A 20,097-nucleotide genomic window follows, 5' to 3' on the forward strand; every position below is an offset into this window, starting at 1 on the left:
CCGATTCAGTCCCACTGCGCGAGGCTGAAAGACTGATTCAACTCGGTGCCATCGCGATTCCGAAAACGGCGCCATCTTATTGATCTTTCAGGTGATGTCGGGAATCGCGACATCGCAGACCCGCAGATTGACCTGCGTGCGGCCCTGCCAGCTATCAAGTTCCAGCATGCCGGCGACATGGACGGTCTGGCCGCGCGCGGCGAGCAGCGCCTGCCCCAGCGGGGTGTTCACCGCGCGGAAGGCGACACCAGACAGAACCGTGCCGTCCGAGCTTCGCAAGCGCAGGCGCACCTGTTCGGAATTGCCGGGCTCGGCATAGACCAGACGATGCGCCGGGAAGGCGAAGATCGGTTGCGGATTGCCGGCACCATAGGGACCGGCCCGCTCGATCAGTTCGACCAGTTCCGGCGTCGCCCCGGCGGCCGAGAGCGCGCCGTCGATCACCGTCTCGTCGACGCCCCTCGCCTCCTCGACCGCGCCGGAAAGCACCTCGTCGAGATAGGCCCTGAGATCGCCGAGCCGCTCGCGGGCGATGGTCAGCCCGGCCGCCATGGCGTGGCCGCCGCCCTTGACCAGCAGCCCGCGATCGACCGCGCCGCGTACCGCACGCCCGACATCGACGCCGGGAATGGAGCGCGCCGAGCCGGACCCCATCGGCCCGGTGAAGGCGATGGCAAAGGCCGGACGGCCGAACTTCTCCTTCAGCCGGGCAGCCACCAGCCCGACCACGCCGGGATGCCAGCCCTCACCCGAGGACAGGATCACCGTGCCCTCCCCGGCAAGGCCGAGCGAGGCCTCCGCCTCGGCTTCCGCCTGCGCGACGATGGCCCGCTCGACCTGCTGGCGCTCGGTGTTCAGCCGGTCAAGCTCGGAGGCGATCACCGCCGCTTCGATAGGGTCGCGGGCGAGCAGCAGCTTGGTGCCGAGCGCGGCATCGCCGATGCGCCCGCCGGCATTGATGCGCGGCCCCAGCAGGAAGCCGAGATGCCACGCCTTGGGCGGACCGGACAGCCGCGCCGCGTCCATCAGCGCCGTCAGCCCCGGCCGCAGGCGCTGGCGCAGCACGATCAGCCCCTTGGTGACGAAGGCGCGGTTGAGGCCGGTGAGCGGCACCACATCCGCCACCGTGCCGAGCGCCACGATGTCGAGAAAGGACAGCAGGTCGGGGGCCGGTCGGGCATCGGTCCAGAAGCCGCGCTGCCGCAATTCGCGCACCAGCCCGACAGCGGTGACGAAGACGAGGCCGACGGCGCAGAGATGGCCGAGGCCGGAGAGGTCATCGGCCCGGTTCGGGTTCACCAGCGCGGTGACTTCCGGCAGGCTCTCGCCGGCCTGGTGATGGTCGATTACCACCACGTCCATGCCGAGTTCGCGGGCGCGGGCGAAGGGCTCGAAGCTCATCGTGCCGCAATCGACCGTCACCAGCAGCCGGGCGCCCTGCGCCGCCAGCCCTTCGATGGCAGGGATATTGGGGCCATAGCCTTCGAAGATGCGGTCGGGAATGTAGAAGGCGGGGTCGAGACCGCCGGCCCTGAGCACCTCGACCAGCAGCGCGGTCGAGGTGGCGCCATCGACATCATAGTCGCCGAACACCGCGACCGGCTCGCCCTTCTCCACCGCATCGGCGAGGCGGGCGACGGCGGGCGCCATGTCGGTCAGCGTATCCGGGTCGGGCAGCAGCCGGCGCACCGTGGGGTCGAGATAGGCCTCGACCTCGTCGATGGCGACGCCGCGCCCGGCCAGCACGCGGGCAAGGATTTCCGGCACGCCCTGGCGCTGGACGATGGCAAGCGTCACCTGCGCGCCGCGCGCGTCGAGCCGCTCGCGCCAGAAACGGCCGCAGGCGGAGTGCTTCACGCCAAGGAAGGGACGCGGGGCCGGGGCGGCTGTGGGAAGGGTCAGACTCATGAAGCGAGGATAAGCCCTAACTTGGCGGGCGCGTCGAGGGGGCGGAACGGCCGGCGGGCGCTGCCGGACGCGGAGGGTCATGAACATGTCGTGCGATTGTGGCCGCAGCGACATGGAGGACGGTCAGGAAAGGCGATCTCGGCTCACCCGATCCTCACGACAGGAGACCCGTCATGTCGCTGCGTTCCTCGCTGCTCGCCAGTGCCGCTGTCGCGCTGTTGGCGCTTGCCACCGCCGGCACCGCCGCCCGCGCCGACCAGACCTATCCGGCGACGCTCGCCGGCCATGCCGCGCTGCCGGCCGAAACCTTCATCGAGATGCCGGCCGACGCGCCGGCAGACCTCAAGACCTCCGGCAAGTTCACCACCGGTACCCGTGTCGAGGTGCTGGGCTCGGTGATGGGCAAGTCGGCCGGGCGCCCGACGGGCGTCTCGGTGCCGTTCAAGGGCCAGCCGGTTCAGGGCCATTCGGGCATCAAGGTGATGCCGGACGGCTCGTTCTGGATCATCACCGACAATGGCTTCGGCTCGAAGGCCAACAGCCCCGACGCGGCGCTGTTCCTGCGCCATTACACGGTCGACTGGGCGGCGGGCGCGTTCCAGCCGGTCGAGACCATCTTCCTCACCGATCCCGACAAGAAGGTGCCGTTCCGCATCGTCCATGAGGGCACGGACAAGCGTTACCTGACCGGCGCCGATTTCGACATTGAGAGCTTCCAGATCATCGGCAACGATCTGTGGATCGGCGAGGAATTCGGTCCCTTCCTGATCAAGGCGGATCTCACCGGCAAGGTGCAGCAGGTGTTCGAGACGGTGGCCGGCGAGACGCCGGTCCGCTCGCCCGACAGCCCGTCCGTCACCTCCCCCGCCGCGCCGAACGCGCCGACCGCCTTCAATCTGCGCCGCTCCAAGGGCTATGAGGGCATGGCCGCCTCCAAGGACGGCAAGTTCCTCTACGCCCTGCTCGAAGGCCCGCTCTGGGACGCTGACAAGAAGGACTGGCAGAAGACCGCGGACGGCAAGGAATTCCTGCCGATCCTCGAATTCGACGTCGCGGGCGGCAAATGGACCGGCCGGATGTGGCAGTACGTTCTCGAGCAGAACGGCAACGCCATCGGCGACTTCAACATGATCGACGGCACCACCGGCCTGATCATCGAGCGCGACAATGGCGAAGGCACCAAGGACAAGGCCTGCGCCGAGGGCACGAAGGGCCCGGACTGCTTCCACGATCTCGCCAAGTTCAAGCGCATCTACAAGATCGAGCTGACCGACGCCAATGCCGGCCAGCCGGTGCGCAAGATCGGCCATATCGACCTGATGAACATCGCCGACCCGAACAAGGTCGCCCGCAAGCCGCTGAATGACGGCGTGCTGACCTTCCCCTTCTTCACCATCGAGAATGTCGATGTGGTCGACGCCACGCATATCGTGGTCGGCAACGACAACAACCTGCCCTTCTCCTCCTCGCGGGACCCGGCGAAGGCGGACGACAACGAGCTGATCCTGCTCGACGTGGGCGATTTCCTGAAGGCGAAGTGAGCTTCGGGTGAACTGAGCCTCGCGACATCGGGGGCCGGGGCGGCGACGCCCCGGTCCTCACGCCGTGTCCGGCAGGGTCGGCGGCGCGGCCGGCTTGCGCAGGATGAGCGCGACGCCGACCACCATCACCAGCGCCCCCAACAGCTTCACCGGCGAGGGCTCGTCGCCGATCAGCACGATGCCGAACAGCACGGTGAGCAGCGGGTTGAGCATCGAATAGGGCACAACCTCATTCACCGAATGGCGCTGCAGCAGCCAGTACCAGATGCCGTAGGCGAGGATGGACGAGCCGATGGCGCTGTAGATCACCGCCATCCAGCCATGCAGGCCGGCCGTCTCGATCATGCCCCAGCGATCCACCTCGAAGAACCATGAGGCGAGGAACAGCTGCGGCACGGAGAACAGCGAGGACCAGCCCATCATCGTCATCGGCGAGACACCGGGCAGCCGGTTGACGATGAGATTGGTCACCGCCCAGCCGGTCGCGCTGGCCACCAGCAGGCCAAGACCCAGCGGGCTCGGCAGGGTCGGGCCGGCGGCGAGGATGAGGATGCCGGCCAGCGAAATGGCGAGCCCGGCGCTGCGCAGGCGGCCCAGCGGTTCCTTCAGCAGCAGACAGGCCAGCACCGTCGCGATCGGCGCCCCGAGCTGGATCACCACGGCGCTGGTGCCGGCCTCCGCATGTTCGAGCGCGGCGAACAGCAGGCCGAAATGCACCGTGCCGAAGGTGAAGGACACCAGGATGATGCCCGGAAGCTGCGCGCGGCTCACACGGGTAAAGGGCACCACCAGCACTGAAACCACGACGAATCGCAGCGCCGTGGTCAGCAGCGGCGGGATCTCCGCCACACCGAGCTTGATGACGATCATGTTCAGCGCCCAGACACCGACGACGGCGAGGGCAAGCAGCTTGTCGCGAAGGGGCATGAAGCGGAGCACTGGCGAGGCGAGGAAGAGGCGGCCCCGGGCGGAAACCGACCACCGGCGAGAGCGAGTCCGGCCAGCGCGACGCTGATAACCCCAGCAGGCGACAAAGCAAAGGCGGCGATCGCCATGCCTGCCCCGCGCCTTCCTCATGATGAGCCGCGGCGCCCTGCCCTCTTGCGACAGGAGGCGAGCGCATTAAGGTGCGCGCCATGCTCGATCTCTCGCTTCTCGGCCGCCTTTCCTTTCAGCACGCCGCCCCTTTCAAGCCGCCGCTGCCGCCCGGCCGGCATGATCTCGGCCTGTTCGACACGCGCGACTATGTGCTGATCGTGCCGGAGGGCATCGACGCCGCCCGCCCGACGCCCCTGATGTGCCTGTTCCATGGTGGTGGTGGCAGCGCGGAGAAAATCCTGCCGATCATGCGCCGCCATGCGGAGGAGCGGGGTTTCCTGCTGCTGGTACCGCAATCGCTGTTTCCGACCTGGGACATCGTCATCGCCGGCAATGGGCCGGACCGCGAGCGGCTCGATATCGGGCTGGCCGAGGTGGCCTCCCGCTTCACGCTGGATCCCACCCATGTCGCCTTTGCCGGCCATTCGGATGGTGGCAGCTATTCGCTCTCGAACGGGCTCAGCAATGGGCAGATCGTGACCCACATCCTCGCTTTCTCAGCCGGCTTCATGACGGTGCTGGCGCAAGAGGGCTCGCCCAAGGTGTTCATCGCGCACGGGCAGCAGGACACGCAGACGCCGATCGACACGGCCGGCCGCTCGCATGCCGCGACGCTGCGTCATGCCGGCTATGAACTCACCTATGTCGAGCATGGCGGGCCACACGCCTCGCAGCCGGCCATGGTCCGGCTCGGGGTGGATTACTTCCTGAAGGACCTCACGCGGCCGGCGTGAGCGGTCCGGCGTCGTCGCCCCGCTAGCGGGCTCCTGGGGTGGGCTTGGGTCGATCTTGGGCCGGACCCTTGGACCGGCGGGCCTGACGAGGATTACCTAACGGCACGCCAGAAACAAAAAGGCCGGCACGAGGCCGGCCTTTCCTGGCGATCGGTCGGGGACGCGATCAGGCGACCTTCTTCACCGACTGGGCGATCTCGGCCACTTCGGCATCGTACTTCGCGAGCAGGCTGGCGAAGGCATCGCCGCCGGCCTTGAGCGCCGACTTCACGTCGGACGTCCAGGTCGTGTTGCGCAGCGTGAAGGTCGTGGTCGCCGACGAACCGTACTTCGTCGACAGATGAGCATTGACCTTGAAGGGGATCGGCTCGGACGCCAGGTAGCTGGTCGTCGGGTGCTCCGTCACGAAAGCCGTGTAGGTCTCGGCGACCTCCTTGTAATTGCCGGCCGCGATCAGCGTATCGATCGTCTTGAGGAAGGCGGGGAGCTCGGAGTGAGAAGCGGGCATGGGTCGTTCCCTTCGCAATTGGCGTTGCATTCTTGCGGAATGCTGGTCGGCGATGGCCTTGGTATACAGCACACCGGACCGCTTCCATAGCCCGAGGTAAGCCCAAGCCGGCGATCCCGCAACCCTCCTCACACGCCGCCGGCATGGCCGGAGGGTGGGTTAAACGCAACAGGGCGCCCTGCGGCGCCCTGCTCCATCGCGAATATGTCCCGGCGCTCAGTCGAGATGGAACTTGGAGAGGTCGCGGTGCTCGGCCTCGATCCAGCGGACGGTGCCGGAGGCGGAGCGCATGACGACGGTATGGGTCTTCACCACGCCCCGCTCATATTTCACGCCCTTGAGCAGATTGCCGGTGGTCACACCGGTGGCCGCGATCAGGCAGTCGCCACGCACCATGTCGGTGATGGTGTAGATCTTCTTCGGGTCGGCAATGCCCATCTTCTTGGCGCGCTCGCGCTTTTCCTCGGTGTCGAGGATGAGGCGCGTATACATTTCGCCGCCGATGCAGCGCAGCGCCGCAGCCGCCAGCACGCCTTCCGGCGCGCCGCCCGTGCCGAGATAGATGTCGACACCGGTCTCGTCCGGGTTGGTGGTGTGGATGACGCCGGCCACGTCACCATCGGTGATGAGCTGCACGGCAGCGCCGGTCTTGCGCACCGCCTCGATCAGCGCCGCATGGCGGGGACGATCGAGGATCAGCGCGGAAATCTCCGACGGCTTCACACCCTTGGCCTTGGCCAGAGAGTGGATGTTGTCCTCGGGCGAGCCGTCAATGTCGATCGTGCCCTTGGGATAGCCCGGCCCGATGGCGATCTTGTCCATGTAGACGTCGGGGGCGTAGAGCAGCGTGCCGCCTTCCGCCATCGCCATCACCGCGATCGAGCCGGGCATGTTCTTGGCGCAGAGCGTGGTGCCTTCCAGCGGATCGACGGCGATGTCGACGGCGGGGCCCTTCCCCGTGCCGAGTTCCTCACCGATGAACAGCATCGGCGCCTCGTCGCGCTCACCCTCGCCGATGACGATGCGGCCGGCGATCGGCAGGCGGTTCAGCTCGCGGCGCATGGCGTCCACCGCGGCCTTGTCCGCCGCCTTCTCGTCCCCACGCCCGCGCAGGCTGGCCGACGCCACCGCCGCACGCTCGGTGACGCGCACCAGTTCGAGCGTCAGGATGCGCTCGAGCGCCTGACCCGCCTTGACCGTAATCTCTTCCGCCATCGTCCAGCCCCTCTTAGTCCTTTTCGATCCGAATCACCTGCGGCGGCAACGCGATCACGCCGTCGATCTCGATGGCGGCGATCGCGCGGCGGACCGCGTCCTCGTTGGTGGCGTAGGTGATCAGCACCACGGGTGCCGGGTCCTCCGCGCTTTCCGCACGATCGCCCCCGTGAGGCCGACCGCGGCGGTGCTGCATTATGGACTCGAGCGAAATATTCTGCTCGGCCATATGACGGGCAATGGCTGCCGCCGTTCCGGGCCGGTCCACCGCCGCCAGGCGGATATAATACCCTCCTTCATGACGCTGGATTGCCGCCTTGCCGGCCGGACGCAGCGTTTCCGCGCGCCAGCCAAAGGGTGTGCCCGACGAGCCACTGGCGAGATCGCAGATATCGCCGACCACGGCCGAGGCGGTGGCATCGCTGCCCGCACCGGGACCCACCAGGGTCAGCGCCACCGCATCGCCATCAATGGCGACGGCGTTGGTGACGCCGGAGACCTGGGCGATCGGCCAATGTTTGGGAACCATGGTCGGGTGCACACGCAGCTCGACCGTGCTTTCCGTGCGCGCCGCGACACCGAGCAGCTTGATGCGATAGCCAAGCTCATCGGCGGCCTCCAGATCGGCCAGCGTGATGGAGCGGATGCCCTCGACATGGATGGCATCGGGGTCCGGCTGCACGCCGAAGGCCAGCGCGGCGAGCAGCGAGAGCTTGTGCGCGGTGTCGAAGCCATCGACGTCAAAGGTGGGATCGGCTTCGGCATAGCCGAGCTTCTGCGCCTGATCGAGGCAGGATTCGAAGGACAGGCCCTCGTCGCGCATCCGGGTCAGGATGTAGTTGCAGGTGCCGTTGAGAATACCGGAGACGCGGGCGATGCGGTTGCCGAGCAGCGCCTCGCGCAGCGTTTTGATGACCGGAATGCCGCCAGCGACCGCCGCCTCGAAACGGATGCCGACGCCCTTGGCCTCAGCCGCGCTGGCCAGCGTCACACCATGATGGGCGAGCAGCGCCTTGTTGGCCGTGACGACGGTGTGGCCGGCCGCGATGGCGACCTCGACCGCCGCTTTCGCGACGCCTTCATGACCACCGATCAGTTCGACGAAAACGTCGATCTCCGGATCGCCCGCGAGCGCCACCGCATCGTCGAACCAGCGCAGACCGGAAAGGTCGCAATCGCGATTGCGGGATGGGTCGCGGGCGCTGACGGCGACAACCTCGACGGCCCGACCCGTGCGGGCGGCGATCTCATCCTTGCGACGCGCCAGCATGCGCACCACGCCCGCGCCGACCGTCCCGAGGCCGGCGATGCCAATTTTCAGCGGCGGCGCCATAATGTGTCCGAACTCAACAGAAGACCAGAAAGCGGCGCCGCCCGGGAGGACCGAGCGTCAACGCGCCGCAGCGAGAGGGACGACGTTGTGCAATGTTTCCGCACCCGTTTCAAGGAACCGCCGGACATTGCGGGCGGCCTGCCGGATACGCTGCTCGTTCTCCACAAGCGCGATGCGGACATAGTCGTCGCCATGCTCGCCAAAGCCCACGCCCGGCGCGACCGCCACATCCGCCTTTTCGATCAACAGCTTGGCGAATTCGACGCTGCCCATGTGGCGGAACTTCTCGGGGATCGGCGCCCAGGCGAACATGGAGGCGCTCGGCACGGGAATGTCCCACCCCGCCTTGCCGAAGCTCTCCACCAGCGCGTCGCGGCGCTTCTTGTAGACCGCGCGCATGTCGGCGATGCAATCCTGCGGGCCGTTGAGCGCCGCCGTGGCCGCCACCTGGATCGGCGTGTAGGCGCCGTAGTCGAGATACGACTTCACCCGCGCCAGCGCCGCGATCAGCCGCTCATTGCCGACCGCGAAGCCCATGCGCCAACCGGCCATGGAGAAGGTCTTGGACATGGAGGTGAACTCGACCGTCACATCCATGGCGCCCGGCACCTGCAGCACCGAAGGGGGCGGGTTGCCGTCGAAATAGACCTCGGAATAGGCGAGGTCGGACAGCAGGATCAGGTCGTGCTTCTTCGCGAAGGCGACGCAGTCCTTGTAGAAATCGAGATCGGCGACGCACGCCGTCGGGTTCGACGGGTAGCAGAGCACGAGCGCCAGCGGCGAGGGAATCGAATGCGCCACCGCGCGCTCCAGCGCCCGGAAGAACTCCGGCCCCGGCTCGCAGGGCACGGAACGGATCGCCGCGCCGGCCATGAGGAAGCCGAAGGCGTGGATCGGGTAGGACGGGTTCGGCACCAGGATCACGTCGCCCGGCGCGGTGATGGCCTGCGCCATATTGGCGAAGCCTTCCTTCGAGCCGATGGTGGCGACCACCTGCGTATCGGGATTAAGCTTCACCCCGAAGCGGCGCTCATAATAGGCCGCCTGCGCGCGGCGCAGACCCGGAATGCCCTTCGAGGCCGAATAACGGTCGGTACGAGGGCGGCCGATAGTGTCCTTGAGCTTCTCCACCACATGGGCCGGGGCATCGAGGTCCGGGTTGCCCATGCCGAGATCCACGATATCGGCGCCGCCGTTGCGAGCGATGGCCTTCACACGGTTGACCTGCTCGAAGACGTAGGGCGGCAGCCGGCGGATACGGTGGAAATCGGTCATCGGTCTCAAGCTCCCAACCGCCCCGATTCATCGGATAGCGGCACATTGGCGCTACATATCACTGTTCCTGCGCCCGCACAGCGAGAGATCGCAGGCAAAACGGGCAGAAGCGTGATGATAACTGTCGCAGCGCCCGTATCCGCAAGTCAGTTCACGCAAAGGCCTACTGCGGTTGCTCGCTTTCGGTCTCGACTTGCTGCTGTTGCCGGGCAAGACCCTGCAGGTCCGTTTGCATTTTGGCGGTCTGCGCCGGTGTCATGACCGGGCGATCGCCGACCTGCGCCGGGGCGCCGAAATTCGGATAGGCCTGTTCCTGATGTGGCAGGATTGGCTTGGCCATCTCCGGCGGCACGAACGCGGAACATCCGGCGAGCGCCAGCGCCGCGAGGACGGCGGCCATGGCCGCGATCCGGGCAGGATGTGTCATGCTCTTCATCTCCCGGTTATCTCCCGCGCTCACCGTCCATCCGCTCCATCGGGCTGATACGCACTCGCACCCGCCCGACGGCACGTCTATGATGCCCCACCTATGGACGCACGCACCCGCGGGGACAAGCGGTGAGTAATCGACGCACGATCGGAAAACCGGCCGCCGACGACACGACGCAGCCGACCCGCACGCCACGATCCGCCGCCTCGGCCAGCCAGCCGACGCCGTCCAGGAGCCGCAAGGGCAAGGCACCCGCCCCCCCGGAGGCGGACGAGAAGCCGATTCCTGCGCCGGCTGAACGCGCGCCATCCAGCGCGCGGAAATCGACCAAACGTCCGGCTTCGACATCCGAATCGCCCGCCGCATCCCCTGCCGCGGTCAGGACAGTGAAAACTGCCGCCGCCAAGACAGCCCGGTCCGGGTCATCCAAGACCGCGCCCGCCGCCACGCCCCGCTACGCCATCCGCCCCTCGCAGCGCCGTGCAAAAGCGGCCGGCGAGAGCGCCGCCGCGGCCGAATCCGCGGCGCCCATGCCGCCATTGCGAATCGAGCCAAAGGCCGAGGTGGCGCGCACGCCCTCACCCGCCTCGCCCCCCCCGCCCGAGCCGCTGGCCACCGGGCCGATCGACCTCCAGGCCTTCGCCGGCAACCTCGCCCGGTTGGTCGAAGAGGGCGGCAAGGCGATGGCGGCCTATATGCGCCCGCGTGAGGAAGGGCTGATTCAGGACGACGTCGCCGAGGATATCGCCGACGTGATGAAGACCATCGGCAACGTCGCCGAGTACTGGCTTGCCGACCCCAAGCGCACCGTCGAGGCGCAGTCGCGGCTGATCGGCGGCTATCTCGAATTATGGTCGTCGACGCTGAAGCGGCTCAGCGGCAAGGAGACCAAGCCGGTGGCCGAGCCGCCGCCGCGCGATGCGCGATTTACGGATTCGGAATGGACCAGCAATCCGTTCTTCGACACGTTGAAGCAGACCTATCTGCTCACCGCCAACTGGGCGGAGACCATGGTCGATGAAGCCGACATCGACGCCCACACCAAGCACAAGGCGGAGTTCTATGTCCGCCAGATTGCCGGCGCCGTCTCGCCCTCCAACTTCGTGCTGACCAACCCGGAACTGCTGCGCACCACCCTCGCCTCTAATGGCGAAAATCTGGTGCGCGGCATGAAGATGCTGGCCGAGGATATCGAAGCCGGCGGTGGCGACCTGAAGATCCGCCAGACCGACAACAGCAAGTTCCGGGTTGGCGAGAACCTCGCCTCCACGCCGGGCAAGGTGATCTTCCAGAACGAATTGATGCAGGTCATCCAGTACGCGCCGCAGACGGAGAGCGTGCTGGCGGTACCGGTGGTCATCATCCCGCCCTGGATCAACAAGTTCTACGTGCTCGATCTGACGGCGGAAAAATCCTTCATCCGCTGGGCGGTCGAGCAGGGGCTCACCATCTTCGTGGTCTCCTGGGTCAATCCGGGCCCCGAACTCGCCGGCAAGGGGTTCGAGGACTACATGAAGGACGGCGTGCTCACCGCCTTCGAGGTCGCGAAGAAGGCCAGCGGCACGAAGGAACTGCACGCGGTCGGCTATTGCGTCGGCGGCACCATGCTGGCCATGACGCTCGCCTGGCTGGCGGCAACGGGGCGGGAGGTCGGCCTGCGCTCGATCACCTTCCTCACCACGCAGGTCGACTTCACCTTTGCCGGCGATCTCAAAGTGTTCATCGACGAGGAACAGATCAGCCATCTCGAACGCAAGATGCTGGAATCCGGTGTGATGGACGGCCGCAAAATGGCCAACGCCTTCAACATGCTGCGCGCCAACGACCTGATCTGGCCCTATGTGATCAACAACTACCTGAAAGGCCAGGCGCCGTTTCCCTTCGATATCCTCTACTGGAACTCGGATTCAACGCGCCTGCCGGCGGCGAACCATTCGTTTTATTTGCGCAATTGCTATCTCGACAACCGGCTGGCGCAAGGCAGCCTGATGCTGGGCGGCAAGCTTCTGGACCTGAAGAAGATCGACCTGCCGATCTACAATGTGGCGACGCGTGAGGATCACATCGCGCCCGCCGCCTCGGTCTTTCTCGGCGTGCAATTGTTCGGCAATCCCGGCCGCTTCGTGCTGGCGGGCTCGGGCCATATCGCCGGCGTCATCAACCCGCCGGCACGCGGCAAATACCAGTACTGGACCGGCGGCCCGCCAACCGGAAAGCTCGACGACTGGATCGCCAAGGCCGAGATGCACCCCGGCTCCTGGTGGCCGGACTGGTTCGCCTGGATCGAGCAGCAGGACGCCCAGCGCGTGCCGCCCCGCCTTCCCGGCAAGGGGCCGTACAAGGCGATCGAGGACGCGCCCGGCAGCTATGTGAAGGTGAAGGCGTAGCGGCCATCGCCCTCGCCGCGCCCGGCCCTTCCGTCACTCCATGTCATCCCGGCCAAGGCGCAGCGTAGAGCCGGGACCGCTCCTTCATCGGAAGCGTTACCGCGTCACCCGATCCCGGATCGGCCTACTGCCGTCCGGGATGATGGGTTTTACCTCACGGGAACATGGCGATCTGGTCGATGCCCATCGTCTCGGGATAGCCGAGCACGAGATTCATGTTCTGCACGGCCTGGCCCGACGCGCCCTTCACGAGGTTGTCGGTCGTCGAGATGACGATGACGCGGTCCGCCGCGCGGTCCTTCACGACGCCGATAAACGCCATGTTGGAGCCCTTCACGAAGCGCGACTGCGGTATCTGGCCGAGCGGCAGCACATGCACGAAAGGCTGGCCCTTGTAGAAATCCGACAGCACCCGATGCACGCCCTCCGCGCCGATGCCCGGCCCGGTCTTGACATAGATCGTCGCATAGATGCCCCGGCTCATCGGGATGAGATGCGGCGTGAAGCTCGGCACCACGGCGCGCCCGGCGGCCTTGGAGAATTCCTGGTCGAGCTCCGCCATGTGGCGGTGGCTGCCGACGCCATAGGCGTGCATCCCGTCCGTCACCTCGGTGTAGAGCAGGCTTTCCTTGGCCGAGCGGCCCGCGCCGGTGACGCCGCTCTTGGCGTCGATGACGATATGCTCGGGGTCGATGGCGCCGGCCTCGATCAGCGGCACCACCGGCAGGATCGCCGTCGTGGTGTAGCAGCCGGGATTGGCGACGAGCCGCGCCTTGCGGATGTCGTCGCGATAAAGCTCGACCACGCCATAGACGGCTTCCTGCTGAAGCTCCAGCGCCTGATGCGGGTGGCCGTACCACTGCTCATAGGCGCCGGGATCGCGAAGCCGGAAATCGGCCGAGAGGTCGACCATCTTGATATGCGGCGCGCTCTCGAACACACGCTTGATGACCTGCTGCGTGGTCCCGTGCGGCAGGGCGCAGAAGGCGAGGTCGACACCCGACCAGTTCACCTCGTCGATGGTGATCAGCGTCGGCAGGTGCAACGGCGCGAATTGCGGGAAGACCTCGGCCATGCTCTGCCCGGCCTTGCGGTCGGCCGTGAGGGCGACGATCTCGACGCGCGGATGGCGGACCAGCAGGCGCACCAGTTCCGCACCGGTGTAGCCCGAGGCCCCGAGGATGGCGATCCGTGCCTTGCTGTCCGTCATGTCGAGCGTTCCTGTCGCTAAGCGTGGAACCCGCGCCATTACACCGGATGCATGGCGCGGGAAAGACAGGGATGCCCGCGCGGCACGCATAGCCGAGGCGCGGCAGCAGCCGGAACAAGCAAGGTCGCCGCGACTTGCCACTCGCGCTCCAGCGGCGCGCCCCTTGGAATGGACCTCCCCATGATGCACCCCCTCGCCTTCTTCTCGCTCGGTATGGACATGGCCCGCCTCGGCCTCGACGCACAGGCGGTGGTGGCCGAGCGCCTGACCCGCCTTGCCCGAGGGGACCTCGCCGCCGGCATCGAGGCGTCCCTCATGATGAGCGAGAAGGCGCTGGCCATAAGCGAGGTCAATGCCCGCCTCGCCACCGCTGCCGCCACCGGCAGGCTGGACACGGTCGGCGCGGACATTGTGCGGCTCTATGGCCGCAAGGTGCGGGCCAACCGCACGCGCCTGCGCTGCTAGATATGTTCCCCTCCTGTTCACGCGCCTGACTCGGACGGGCATAATGTGGTCTAATGGAATCGCTCTCCTGCCAGACCTAGCGAAAGCCCGCCTGCCCCATGTCCGATCCGAACCTGTTCGACCTCCCGCCTGAGGCGCCGCGTCCGGCTGCGTCGAAGCCCGCGCGCTCGGCGGCCCCTGCTCCCGCCACGCTGCCGGGCGAGAGCGGTTATACCGCGGCCCATATCGAGGTGCTGGAAGGGCTGGAGCCGGTACGGCGGCGGCCGGGCATGTATATTGGCGGCACCGACGAGAAGGCGCTGCATCACCTCTTCGCCGAGGTGATCGACAATTCGATGGACGAGGCGGTCGCCGGCCATGCCAGTTTCATCGAGGTTGAACTCACCTCGGACGGCTTCCTGACCGTCACCGACAATGGCCGCGGCATTCCGATCGAGGAACACCCGAAATACCCCGGCAAGTCGGCGCTCGAGGTGATTCTCACCACGCTGCACGCCGGCGGCAAGTTCGACAGCAAGGTCTACGAGACCTCGGGCGGCCTGCATGGCGTCGGCATCTCCGTGGTCAATGCACTGTCCGACGTGCTGGAGGTCGAGGTGGCGCGCGGGCAGATTCTCTACCGCCAGCTTTATTCGCGCGGCCTGCCGACAGGGCCGATCCAGGAGATCGGCCGCGTGCAGAACCGGCGCGGCACGCGCGTGCGCTTCCACCCGGACGCGCAGATCTTCGGCGAGAGCGCGCAATTCAAGCCGGCCCGCGTCTTCAAGATGGCGCGCTCCAAGGCCTATCTGTTCGGTGGCGTGGAGATACGCTGGCAGTGCGATCCCGCCCTTGTCGCCGGCACGGATATTCCGCCCAAGGCGGTCTTCCGCTTCCCCGGCGGGCTCAAGGACTATCTGTCGGCCGACATTGAGGGCCACGCGCTGGTCCATTCGGACATCTTCGCCGGCAAGACCTCGCGACCGGGTGGGCATGGCGCCGCCGAATGGGCGGTGGCGTGGCTGGGCGACGCGGACGGCTCGATTTCCTCCTACTGCAACACCATCCCGACCGCCGAGGGCGGCACCCATGAGACCGGGCTGCGCGCGGTTCTGCTCAAGGGCCTGCGCGACCATGCCGAGCGCACCGGCAACACCAAACGCGCCGCCATCATCACCGCCGACGATGTGATGACCGGCTGCGCGGCGATGCTCTCGGTTTTCGTGCGCGAGCCAGAGTTTCAGGGCCAGACCAAGGAAAAGCTGGCCACCGCCGAGGCCGCCCGCATCGTCGAGGCGGCGCTGCGCGACCCGTTCGACCATTGGCTGGCCGGCAACCCGCCGCAGGCAATCCGCCTGCTCGACTGGGTGATCGAGCGCGCCGAGGAGCGGCTGCGCCGCCGGCAGGAAAAGGAAGTCTCGCGCAAGAGCGCCGTGCGCAAGCTGCGCCTGCCCGGCAAATTGGCGGATTGCTCCAATAATTCCGCCGCGGGGTCCGAACTTTTCATCGTCGAGGGCGACTCGGCCGGCGGCTCGGCCAAGCAGGCGCGCGAGCGCCAGACCCAGGCCGTGCTGCCACTACGCGGCAAGATCCTCAACGTCGCCAGCGCCGGACGCGACAAGCTGGCGCAGAACCAGCAGCTCTCGGACCTGATCCAGGCGCTCGGCTGCGGCACCGGCGCGCACTATCGCGACGAAGATCTGCGCTATGAGCGCGTGATCATCATGACCGACGCCGATGTCGACGGCGCCCACATCGCCTCGCTACTGGTCACCTTCTTCTTCCGGCAGACCCCGAAGCTGATCGAGAACGGCCATCTCTTCCTCGCCGTGCCGCCGCTCTACCGCATCACGCAGGGCGCCAAGACGCTCTACGCCCGCGACGAGGCGCATCGCGACGAGCTTCTGCGCAAGGAATTTTCCAGTCGCGGCAAGGTCGATATCGGTCGGTTCAAAGGTCTCGGCGAGATGATGCCGGCGCAGCTCAAGGAAACGACGATGAGCCGCAAGACGCGCATGCTGCTGCAGGTCACCATCGACGACGCCGAGCGCGCCGCGACCGTCGATATCGTCGAGCGGCTGATGGGCAACAAACCCGAAAGCCGCTTCGCCTTCATCTCCGAACGCGCCGCCTTCGCCAGCGAGGAGCTGCTGGATATTTGAGGGTGGGCGGCAGCGTCTACCGCCGCTCCAGCGCAATCCGTGCCGCGAGCGCCAGGAATATGCCGCCGGTCGCCATCTGAAGCGCGCGGGCAATGTGGGCGCGGGTGCCGATCCAGCCACCAAGACGGCCGGCAAAGGCGCCCACGGCGATGTTGATGATGGTCCCGCCGGTATTGAGGATGGCGCCGAGGATCAGGAACTGGACAAAGGTCGACCCGCGCGCCGGGTCGACGAATTGCGGCAGGAAAGCCAACACGAAGACCGCGACTTTCGGGTTGAGCAGGCTCACCACCACCGCATCGCGCCAGGCCTTGGCGGCAGAGCCACGCGCCAGACCGGGAGAGGTCAGGAGCGGGCTCGGCGCGCGAAACGCCTGCACCGCCAGATAGATCAGATAGACCACGCCGGCCCAGCGGATCGCCTCGAAGGCGGCGGGATGGGTCGCCAGCACGGCGGCGAGGCCGATGCCGGCGGCGAGCGTGTGGAGCAGCACACCTGTGGCAATCCCGAAGCTCGCCGCCACGCCGGCGCGCGGGCCCGATTTCATGCCCTGCCCCAGGCAGAACAGCATGTCGTTGCCGGGCGTGAGGTTGAGCGCCAGCGCCGCCGGCACGAAGACGAGAAGCGTGTCGGCGGGAACGAGCATCAGGCGTCCTCCTCCGTCTCGGGCGTGGTGTCGACGTCGATGATCTCCATGACACCGGCGGGCAGGATCACCTCATCGCCGATCCACTTGCCCAGCAGGGTGCGCGCGACCGGCGAGACCCAGCCGATGCGACCGTCGCGGGGCTCGGCCTCGTCCTCGCCGACGATGCGGAAGCGCAGGCAGCGGCCCGTCTCATCCTCCAGCGTGACCAGCATGCCGAACGTGATGGCCTCGCCATTCTGCGGCGGATCCGTCGGCTCGGCATTGGCGCGGCGCGCGGACCAGTAGCGCAACTCCCGCGAGGCGCTGGCGACAGCGGCGCGATCCCCCGCCACGGTGGCCGCCGCGAGCGCCTCGCGCTGCCGGGTTATCGCCCGCTCGATCAGCACGACGCCGCGCCGGGTGACGAGATTGCGGTGGGGGCTGACCAGCCTTTCGGGCAGGCTGTCCCCGCCGCCATCCTCCTTCACGAAGGCCCGGCTCATGGAGACACCCGTTGATGCAACATTCCCTTGCGGCGACGCTTGCCGGCCGAGCCGGCGGAAGTGGCGATTTTCATTGACTTTCCGAGCTTTGTGCCTAAGGTGCGGCCGTCGTCTGACCTTAACCGACTGATGCGCTCCGCGCGACGACAACTCAGCCGGCCCCGGTTACGGCTCGGGGCCAGGCGGGCGGTGCGCAGCCGCAGAATTGATCCCAGATGCCTTTTAAAGAACTGGGCCTGAGCGACAAGGTGCTCTCGGCCGTTGCCGATACCGGTTACACCGAACCGACGCCGATCCAGGCGCAGGCCATTCCGCACGTGCTCGCCCGGCGCGACGTTCTGGGACTTGCCCAGACAGGTACCGGCAAGACGGCGGCCTTCACGCTGCCGATGCTCACCTTGCTCGAGCAAGGCCGCGCCCGCGCCCGCATGCCGCGCACGCTCATCCTTGAGCCGACACGCGAGCTGGCCGCACAGGTCGAAGAAAACTTCGTCAAATACGGCAAGAATCACAAGCTCAACGTCGCCCTGCTGATCGGCGGCGTTTCCTTCGGCGATCAGGATGCCAAGCTGGTGCGCGGCGTCGATGTGCTGATCGCCACGCCGGGCCGCCTGCTCGACCATATCGAGCGTGGCCGCCTGTTGCTCTCCGGCATCGAGATCCTCGTCATCGACGAGGCCGACCGCATGCTCGACATGGGGTTCATCCCGGACATCGAGCGGATCTGCAAGCTGGTGCCGTTCACCCGGCAGACGCTGTTCTTCTCGGCCACCATGCCGCCGGAGATTCAGCGCCTGGTGTCGCAGTTCCTGTCGAATCCGGTGCAGATCGAGGCCTCGCGCCCCTCGTCCACCGCCTCGACCATCACGCAATTGCTCGTCGCCTCCGGCAAGGAGGACTATGACAAGCGCGAGACCCTGCGCAAGCTGATCAACGAAGGCGAAAACCTTCAGAACGGCATCATCTTCTGCAATCGCAAGAGCGAAGTCGCGGTGGTGCACAAGTCGCTGCTGCGCCATGGCTACAAGGCCGTGTGCCTGCATGGCGACATGGACCAGCGTTCGCGCATGCAGGCGCTGGACCAGTTCCGCACTGGCGATGCCACCCTGCTGGTGGCGTCCGACGTGGCGGCGCGCGGTCTCGACATTCCCGCCGTGAGCCATGTGTTCAACTATGACACGCCGCATCACGCCGAGGACTATGTTCACCGCATCGGCCGTACCGGCCGGGCCGGTCGGGCCGGCGCCGCCTTCACCATCGTGACGGCGGGCGAGGTCAAGTCGCTGGCGGCGATCGAGAAGCTCATCGGCCGCCCCATCGACTGGAAGGACGGCGTCTCGCTGGACGCCCTGCCGCCTTCCGAGCCGCGCCGCGAGCGCAGTGGCGGCGAGCGCAGCGAGCGGGGAAGCGAGCGTGGACGTGGCGGCCGGGATCGCGGCCGCAGCCGTGCCCCCGAGCGCGACGCCGAGGATCGCGACCGCAAGGGCGCGCGTCCGGCCCGTCGCCGCACCGCCGAGGAAGCGGGTCCCGTCGAGGCGGCGGAAGCTGTGCCGCTGGCCATCGTTGCCGACGCCCCGCCGAAGCCGTCGCGCCGCCGTGCCAAGGCCCCGGCTCCGGCCGACGCCGATGCGGCCATTGCGCCGGTTGCCGAACCCGTGGCTCCGCGCGCGCCGCGTGAACCCCGCAATGGTGGATCGCGTACCGAGACGCCGCGCGCCGCCAAGGCCCCGGCCCGCGCGCCGGTCACGCCGCTGACGCATCGCCGCGAGGAGCGTTCGGCGGCCGACGAGCCGGCCGATACCTCGCACCTGCCGGCCTTCCTGCTGCGCCCCGTGCGCATCAAGGTCAGTTGAGCCGCACGGCCTGGCACAGTGCCCCCTCTATCAAGAGGGGCGCCACGCTTCAGGTTGTTCTCGGGATCGGGGCGCGCCGTCGGGGCGCCTCGGCTTTGGCGCGGTGCGCAAGGACGAGCGCCTGCCGCGCCAGCGCAGCCGCCTCCTCCGGGTCGTCAAATGCGGCCTCAGGCATCGACCAGTAGCCGAGACTCACGCGCCGGCCACGCGCCTCATAGGCAAACGGCTCACAGCCGCGCGACGACAATTCGTCCGCGAAAGCCTTGTCGGCCTTGAGGTAGAGCCGCCCCTGCGCGACGAGGGCGAACATCACGCCCTCGGCGTAAACGCCCAGTCCCCCGAACATGCGGCGGCAGCGAATCTCTCCGAAGGCGATGAACAGATCGGCAAGCGACGCTTCATCCATTCGGCTCTCCGGTCAGGCCGGGCGCGCCTCGGTGAGCTCGGAGTGGACCGGCGTGATCGCCACCGATTCGCCGCAGCCGCAGGCGGAGGTCTGGTTCGGGTTGTTGAACACGAACTGGGCGGCGAATTTGTCGGTCTTGTAGTCCATCTGCGTGCCGAGCAGATACAGGATCGCCTTCGGGTCGATCAGCACCTTCACGCCCTTGTCCTCGACCACCTCGTCGAAGCGGCCCGCCTCTTCCGCGAACTCCATCGTGTATTCCATCCCGGCGCAGCCGCCATTCTTCACGCCGATGCGCAAGCCCGCCACGGGCTTGTCGGAGCGGAAGATGATCGCGCGCACGCGTTCGGCGGCGGCGTCGGTCAGCGTCAGGACAGGCGGGCGGGAGCGGATCTGGGTCATGATTTCTGGTCTCCTAATCGGCGCCGGTTCAAGGCCGACGGATCGGTTCCATTAAGATGG

The 20,097-nt window shown here is 67.2% G+C and carries 18 protein-coding genes; 6 read left to right on the forward strand and 12 right to left on the reverse strand.

The window, feature by feature from the left end:
- Positions 1-87: 87 nt before the first annotated feature.
- Positions 88-1,908 (reverse strand): single-stranded-DNA-specific exonuclease RecJ, encoded by a 1,821-nt coding sequence (gene recJ / locus KIP89_RS12175; RefSeq protein ID WP_213755710.1) that lies wholly within the window; start codon positions 1,906-1,908, stop codon positions 88-90.
- Positions 1,909-2,081: 173 nt separating this feature from the next.
- On the opposite strand from recJ, the gene KIP89_RS12180 reads away from it, so the two are divergent.
- Positions 2,082-3,449 (forward strand): esterase-like activity of phytase family protein, encoded by a 1,368-nt coding sequence (locus KIP89_RS12180; RefSeq protein WP_369807134.1) that lies wholly within the window; start codon positions 2,082-2,084, stop codon positions 3,447-3,449.
- A gap of 57 nt (positions 3,450-3,506) precedes the next feature.
- On the opposite strand, the gene KIP89_RS12185 is transcribed toward KIP89_RS12180, so the two are convergent.
- On the reverse strand, positions 3,507-4,376 hold the full coding sequence (locus KIP89_RS12185) for a DMT family transporter (RefSeq protein WP_213755711.1): 870 nt from the start codon (positions 4,374-4,376) through the stop codon (positions 3,507-3,509).
- A 209-nt stretch (positions 4,377-4,585) separates the two neighbouring features.
- On the opposite strand from KIP89_RS12185, the gene KIP89_RS12190 reads away from it, so the two are divergent.
- On the forward strand, positions 4,586-5,281 hold the full coding sequence (locus KIP89_RS12190; RefSeq protein WP_213755712.1) for an alpha/beta hydrolase: 696 nt from the start codon (positions 4,586-4,588) through the stop codon (positions 5,279-5,281).
- Between the two features lie 166 nt (positions 5,282-5,447).
- Here KIP89_RS12190 and KIP89_RS12195 read toward each other — a convergent pair whose 3' ends face one another.
- From KIP89_RS12195 to KIP89_RS12215, 5 genes are all read right to left on the reverse strand, one after another.
- The gene (locus tag KIP89_RS12195) at positions 5,448-5,789 is read right to left on the reverse strand and encodes a hypothetical protein (protein ID WP_213755713.1); all 342 of its coding nucleotides are present in this window, start codon (positions 5,787-5,789) and stop codon (positions 5,448-5,450) included.
- 216 nt (positions 5,790-6,005) lie between these two features.
- Positions 6,006-7,004: a class II fructose-bisphosphatase gene (glpX, locus tag KIP89_RS12200; RefSeq protein WP_213755714.1), complete on the reverse strand. Its 999-nt coding sequence runs from the start codon at positions 7,002-7,004 to the stop codon at positions 6,006-6,008.
- A gap of 13 nt (positions 7,005-7,017) precedes the next feature.
- On the reverse strand, positions 7,018-8,337 hold the full coding sequence (locus KIP89_RS12205; RefSeq protein ID WP_213755715.1) for a homoserine dehydrogenase: 1,320 nt from the start codon (positions 8,335-8,337) through the stop codon (positions 7,018-7,020).
- A gap of 57 nt (positions 8,338-8,394) precedes the next feature.
- Positions 8,395-9,612, reverse strand: a complete 1,218-nt coding sequence (locus KIP89_RS12210) for an LL-diaminopimelate aminotransferase (RefSeq protein WP_213755716.1) — start codon at positions 9,610-9,612, stop codon at positions 8,395-8,397.
- Positions 9,613-9,775: 163 nt separating this feature from the next.
- Positions 9,776-10,048, reverse strand: coding sequence for a hypothetical protein (locus KIP89_RS12215; protein ID WP_213755717.1), 273 nt, complete (start codon positions 10,046-10,048; stop codon positions 9,776-9,778).
- Between the two features lie 524 nt (positions 10,049-10,572).
- Between KIP89_RS12215 and phaC the strand changes: the two genes are divergently transcribed.
- Positions 10,573-12,429: a class I poly(R)-hydroxyalkanoic acid synthase gene (gene phaC / locus KIP89_RS12220; protein WP_213755718.1), complete on the forward strand. Its 1,857-nt coding sequence runs from the start codon at positions 10,573-10,575 to the stop codon at positions 12,427-12,429.
- A 154-nt stretch (positions 12,430-12,583) separates the two neighbouring features.
- On the opposite strand, the gene argC is transcribed toward phaC, so the two are convergent.
- Positions 12,584-13,639, reverse strand: coding sequence for an N-acetyl-gamma-glutamyl-phosphate reductase (gene argC / locus KIP89_RS12225; RefSeq protein ID WP_213755719.1), 1,056 nt, complete (start codon positions 13,637-13,639; stop codon positions 12,584-12,586).
- A gap of 180 nt (positions 13,640-13,819) precedes the next feature.
- Here argC and KIP89_RS12230 point away from each other — a divergent pair, with 180 nt between their 5' ends.
- Positions 13,820-14,104 (forward strand): hypothetical protein, encoded by a 285-nt coding sequence (locus KIP89_RS12230; protein WP_250152435.1) that lies wholly within the window; start codon positions 13,820-13,822, stop codon positions 14,102-14,104.
- Positions 14,105-14,202: 98 nt separating this feature from the next.
- A complete protein-coding gene (gene parE / locus KIP89_RS12235; RefSeq protein WP_213755720.1) occupies positions 14,203-16,245 on the forward strand; it encodes a DNA topoisomerase IV subunit B in 2,043 nt (680 codons plus the stop codon).
- A gap of 16 nt (positions 16,246-16,261) precedes the next feature.
- Here parE and KIP89_RS12240 read toward each other — a convergent pair whose 3' ends face one another.
- Complete coding sequence (locus tag KIP89_RS12240; RefSeq protein WP_213755721.1) at positions 16,262-16,891, reverse strand: LysE family translocator; 630 nt, start codon at positions 16,889-16,891, stop codon at positions 16,262-16,264.
- Entirely contained in the window at positions 16,891-17,376 is a 486-nt protein-coding gene (locus KIP89_RS12245; protein ID WP_213755722.1) for a GreA/GreB family elongation factor, read from the reverse strand. Before KIP89_RS12245 ends, KIP89_RS12240 begins: the two co-directional genes overlap by 1 nt.
- 215 nt (positions 17,377-17,591) lie before the next feature.
- Between KIP89_RS12245 and KIP89_RS12250 the strand changes: the two genes are divergently transcribed.
- Positions 17,592-19,229 carry a DEAD/DEAH box helicase gene (locus tag KIP89_RS12250; protein ID WP_213755723.1) on the forward strand — a complete coding sequence of 546 codons (1,638 nt, stop codon included), beginning with the start codon at positions 17,592-17,594 and terminating at the stop codon, positions 19,227-19,229.
- Between the two features lie 49 nt (positions 19,230-19,278).
- Here the strand turns inward: KIP89_RS12250 and KIP89_RS12255 are convergent, their stop codons facing one another.
- Together KIP89_RS12255 and KIP89_RS12260 are read right to left on the reverse strand one after the other, a co-directional pair.
- The gene (locus tag KIP89_RS12255; RefSeq protein ID WP_213755724.1) at positions 19,279-19,635 is read right to left on the reverse strand and encodes a TfoX/Sxy family protein; all 357 of its coding nucleotides are present in this window, start codon (positions 19,633-19,635) and stop codon (positions 19,279-19,281) included.
- A gap of 12 nt (positions 19,636-19,647) precedes the next feature.
- Positions 19,648-20,037 carry a HesB/IscA family protein gene (locus tag KIP89_RS12260; protein ID WP_213755725.1) on the reverse strand — a complete coding sequence of 130 codons (390 nt, stop codon included), beginning with the start codon at positions 20,035-20,037 and terminating at the stop codon, positions 19,648-19,650.
- Positions 20,038-20,097 lie beyond the last annotated feature (60 nt).

It is taken from the genome of Ancylobacter radicis (genome assembly GCF_018449475.1).
GTDB classification, from domain to species: Bacteria; Pseudomonadota; Alphaproteobacteria; order Rhizobiales; family Xanthobacteraceae; genus Ancylobacter; species Ancylobacter radicis.

What these genes read in the sequence shown, in the direction of transcription:
- KIP89_RS12240 (WP_213755721.1), bottom strand. Translation starts at nt 16,891, where the DNA reads ATGCTCGTTCCCGCCGACACGCTTCTCGTCTTCGTGCCGGCGGCGCTG.
- KIP89_RS12205 (WP_213755715.1), bottom strand. Translation starts at nt 8,337, where the DNA reads ATGGCGCCGCCGCTGAAAATTGGCATCGCCGGCCTCGGGACGGTCGGC.
- KIP89_RS12185 (WP_213755711.1), bottom strand. Translation starts at nt 4,376, where the DNA reads ATGCCCCTTCGCGACAAGCTGCTTGCCCTCGCCGTCGTCGGTGTCTGG.
- phaC (WP_213755718.1), top strand. Translation starts at nt 10,573, where the DNA reads ATGCCGCCATTGCGAATCGAGCCAAAGGCCGAGGTGGCGCGCACGCCC.
- KIP89_RS12260 (WP_213755725.1), bottom strand. Translation starts at nt 20,037, where the DNA reads ATGACCCAGATCCGCTCCCGCCCGCCTGTCCTGACGCTGACCGACGCC.
- parE (WP_213755720.1), top strand. Translation starts at nt 14,203, where the DNA reads ATGTCCGATCCGAACCTGTTCGACCTCCCGCCTGAGGCGCCGCGTCCG.
- recJ (WP_213755710.1), bottom strand. Translation starts at nt 1,908, where the DNA reads ATGAGTCTGACCCTTCCCACAGCCGCCCCGGCCCCGCGTCCCTTCCTT.
- argC (WP_213755719.1), bottom strand. Translation starts at nt 13,639, where the DNA reads ATGACGGACAGCAAGGCACGGATCGCCATCCTCGGGGCCTCGGGCTAC.
- KIP89_RS12250 (WP_213755723.1), top strand. Translation starts at nt 17,592, where the DNA reads ATGCCTTTTAAAGAACTGGGCCTGAGCGACAAGGTGCTCTCGGCCGTT.
- KIP89_RS12195 (WP_213755713.1), bottom strand. Translation starts at nt 5,789, where the DNA reads ATGCCCGCTTCTCACTCCGAGCTCCCCGCCTTCCTCAAGACGATCGAT.
- KIP89_RS12210 (WP_213755716.1), bottom strand. Translation starts at nt 9,612, where the DNA reads ATGACCGATTTCCACCGTATCCGCCGGCTGCCGCCCTACGTCTTCGAG.
- KIP89_RS12245 (WP_213755722.1), bottom strand. Translation starts at nt 17,376, where the DNA reads ATGAGCCGGGCCTTCGTGAAGGAGGATGGCGGCGGGGACAGCCTGCCC.
- KIP89_RS12255 (WP_213755724.1), bottom strand. Translation starts at nt 19,635, where the DNA reads ATGGATGAAGCGTCGCTTGCCGATCTGTTCATCGCCTTCGGAGAGATT.
- KIP89_RS12190 (WP_213755712.1), top strand. Translation starts at nt 4,586, where the DNA reads ATGCTCGATCTCTCGCTTCTCGGCCGCCTTTCCTTTCAGCACGCCGCC.
- KIP89_RS12180 (WP_369807134.1), top strand. Translation starts at nt 2,082, where the DNA reads ATGTCGCTGCGTTCCTCGCTGCTCGCCAGTGCCGCTGTCGCGCTGTTG.
- glpX (WP_213755714.1), bottom strand. Translation starts at nt 7,004, where the DNA reads ATGGCGGAAGAGATTACGGTCAAGGCGGGTCAGGCGCTCGAGCGCATC.
- KIP89_RS12230 (WP_250152435.1), top strand. Translation starts at nt 13,820, where the DNA reads ATGATGCACCCCCTCGCCTTCTTCTCGCTCGGTATGGACATGGCCCGC.
- KIP89_RS12215 (WP_213755717.1), bottom strand. Translation starts at nt 10,048, where the DNA reads ATGAAGAGCATGACACATCCTGCCCGGATCGCGGCCATGGCCGCCGTC.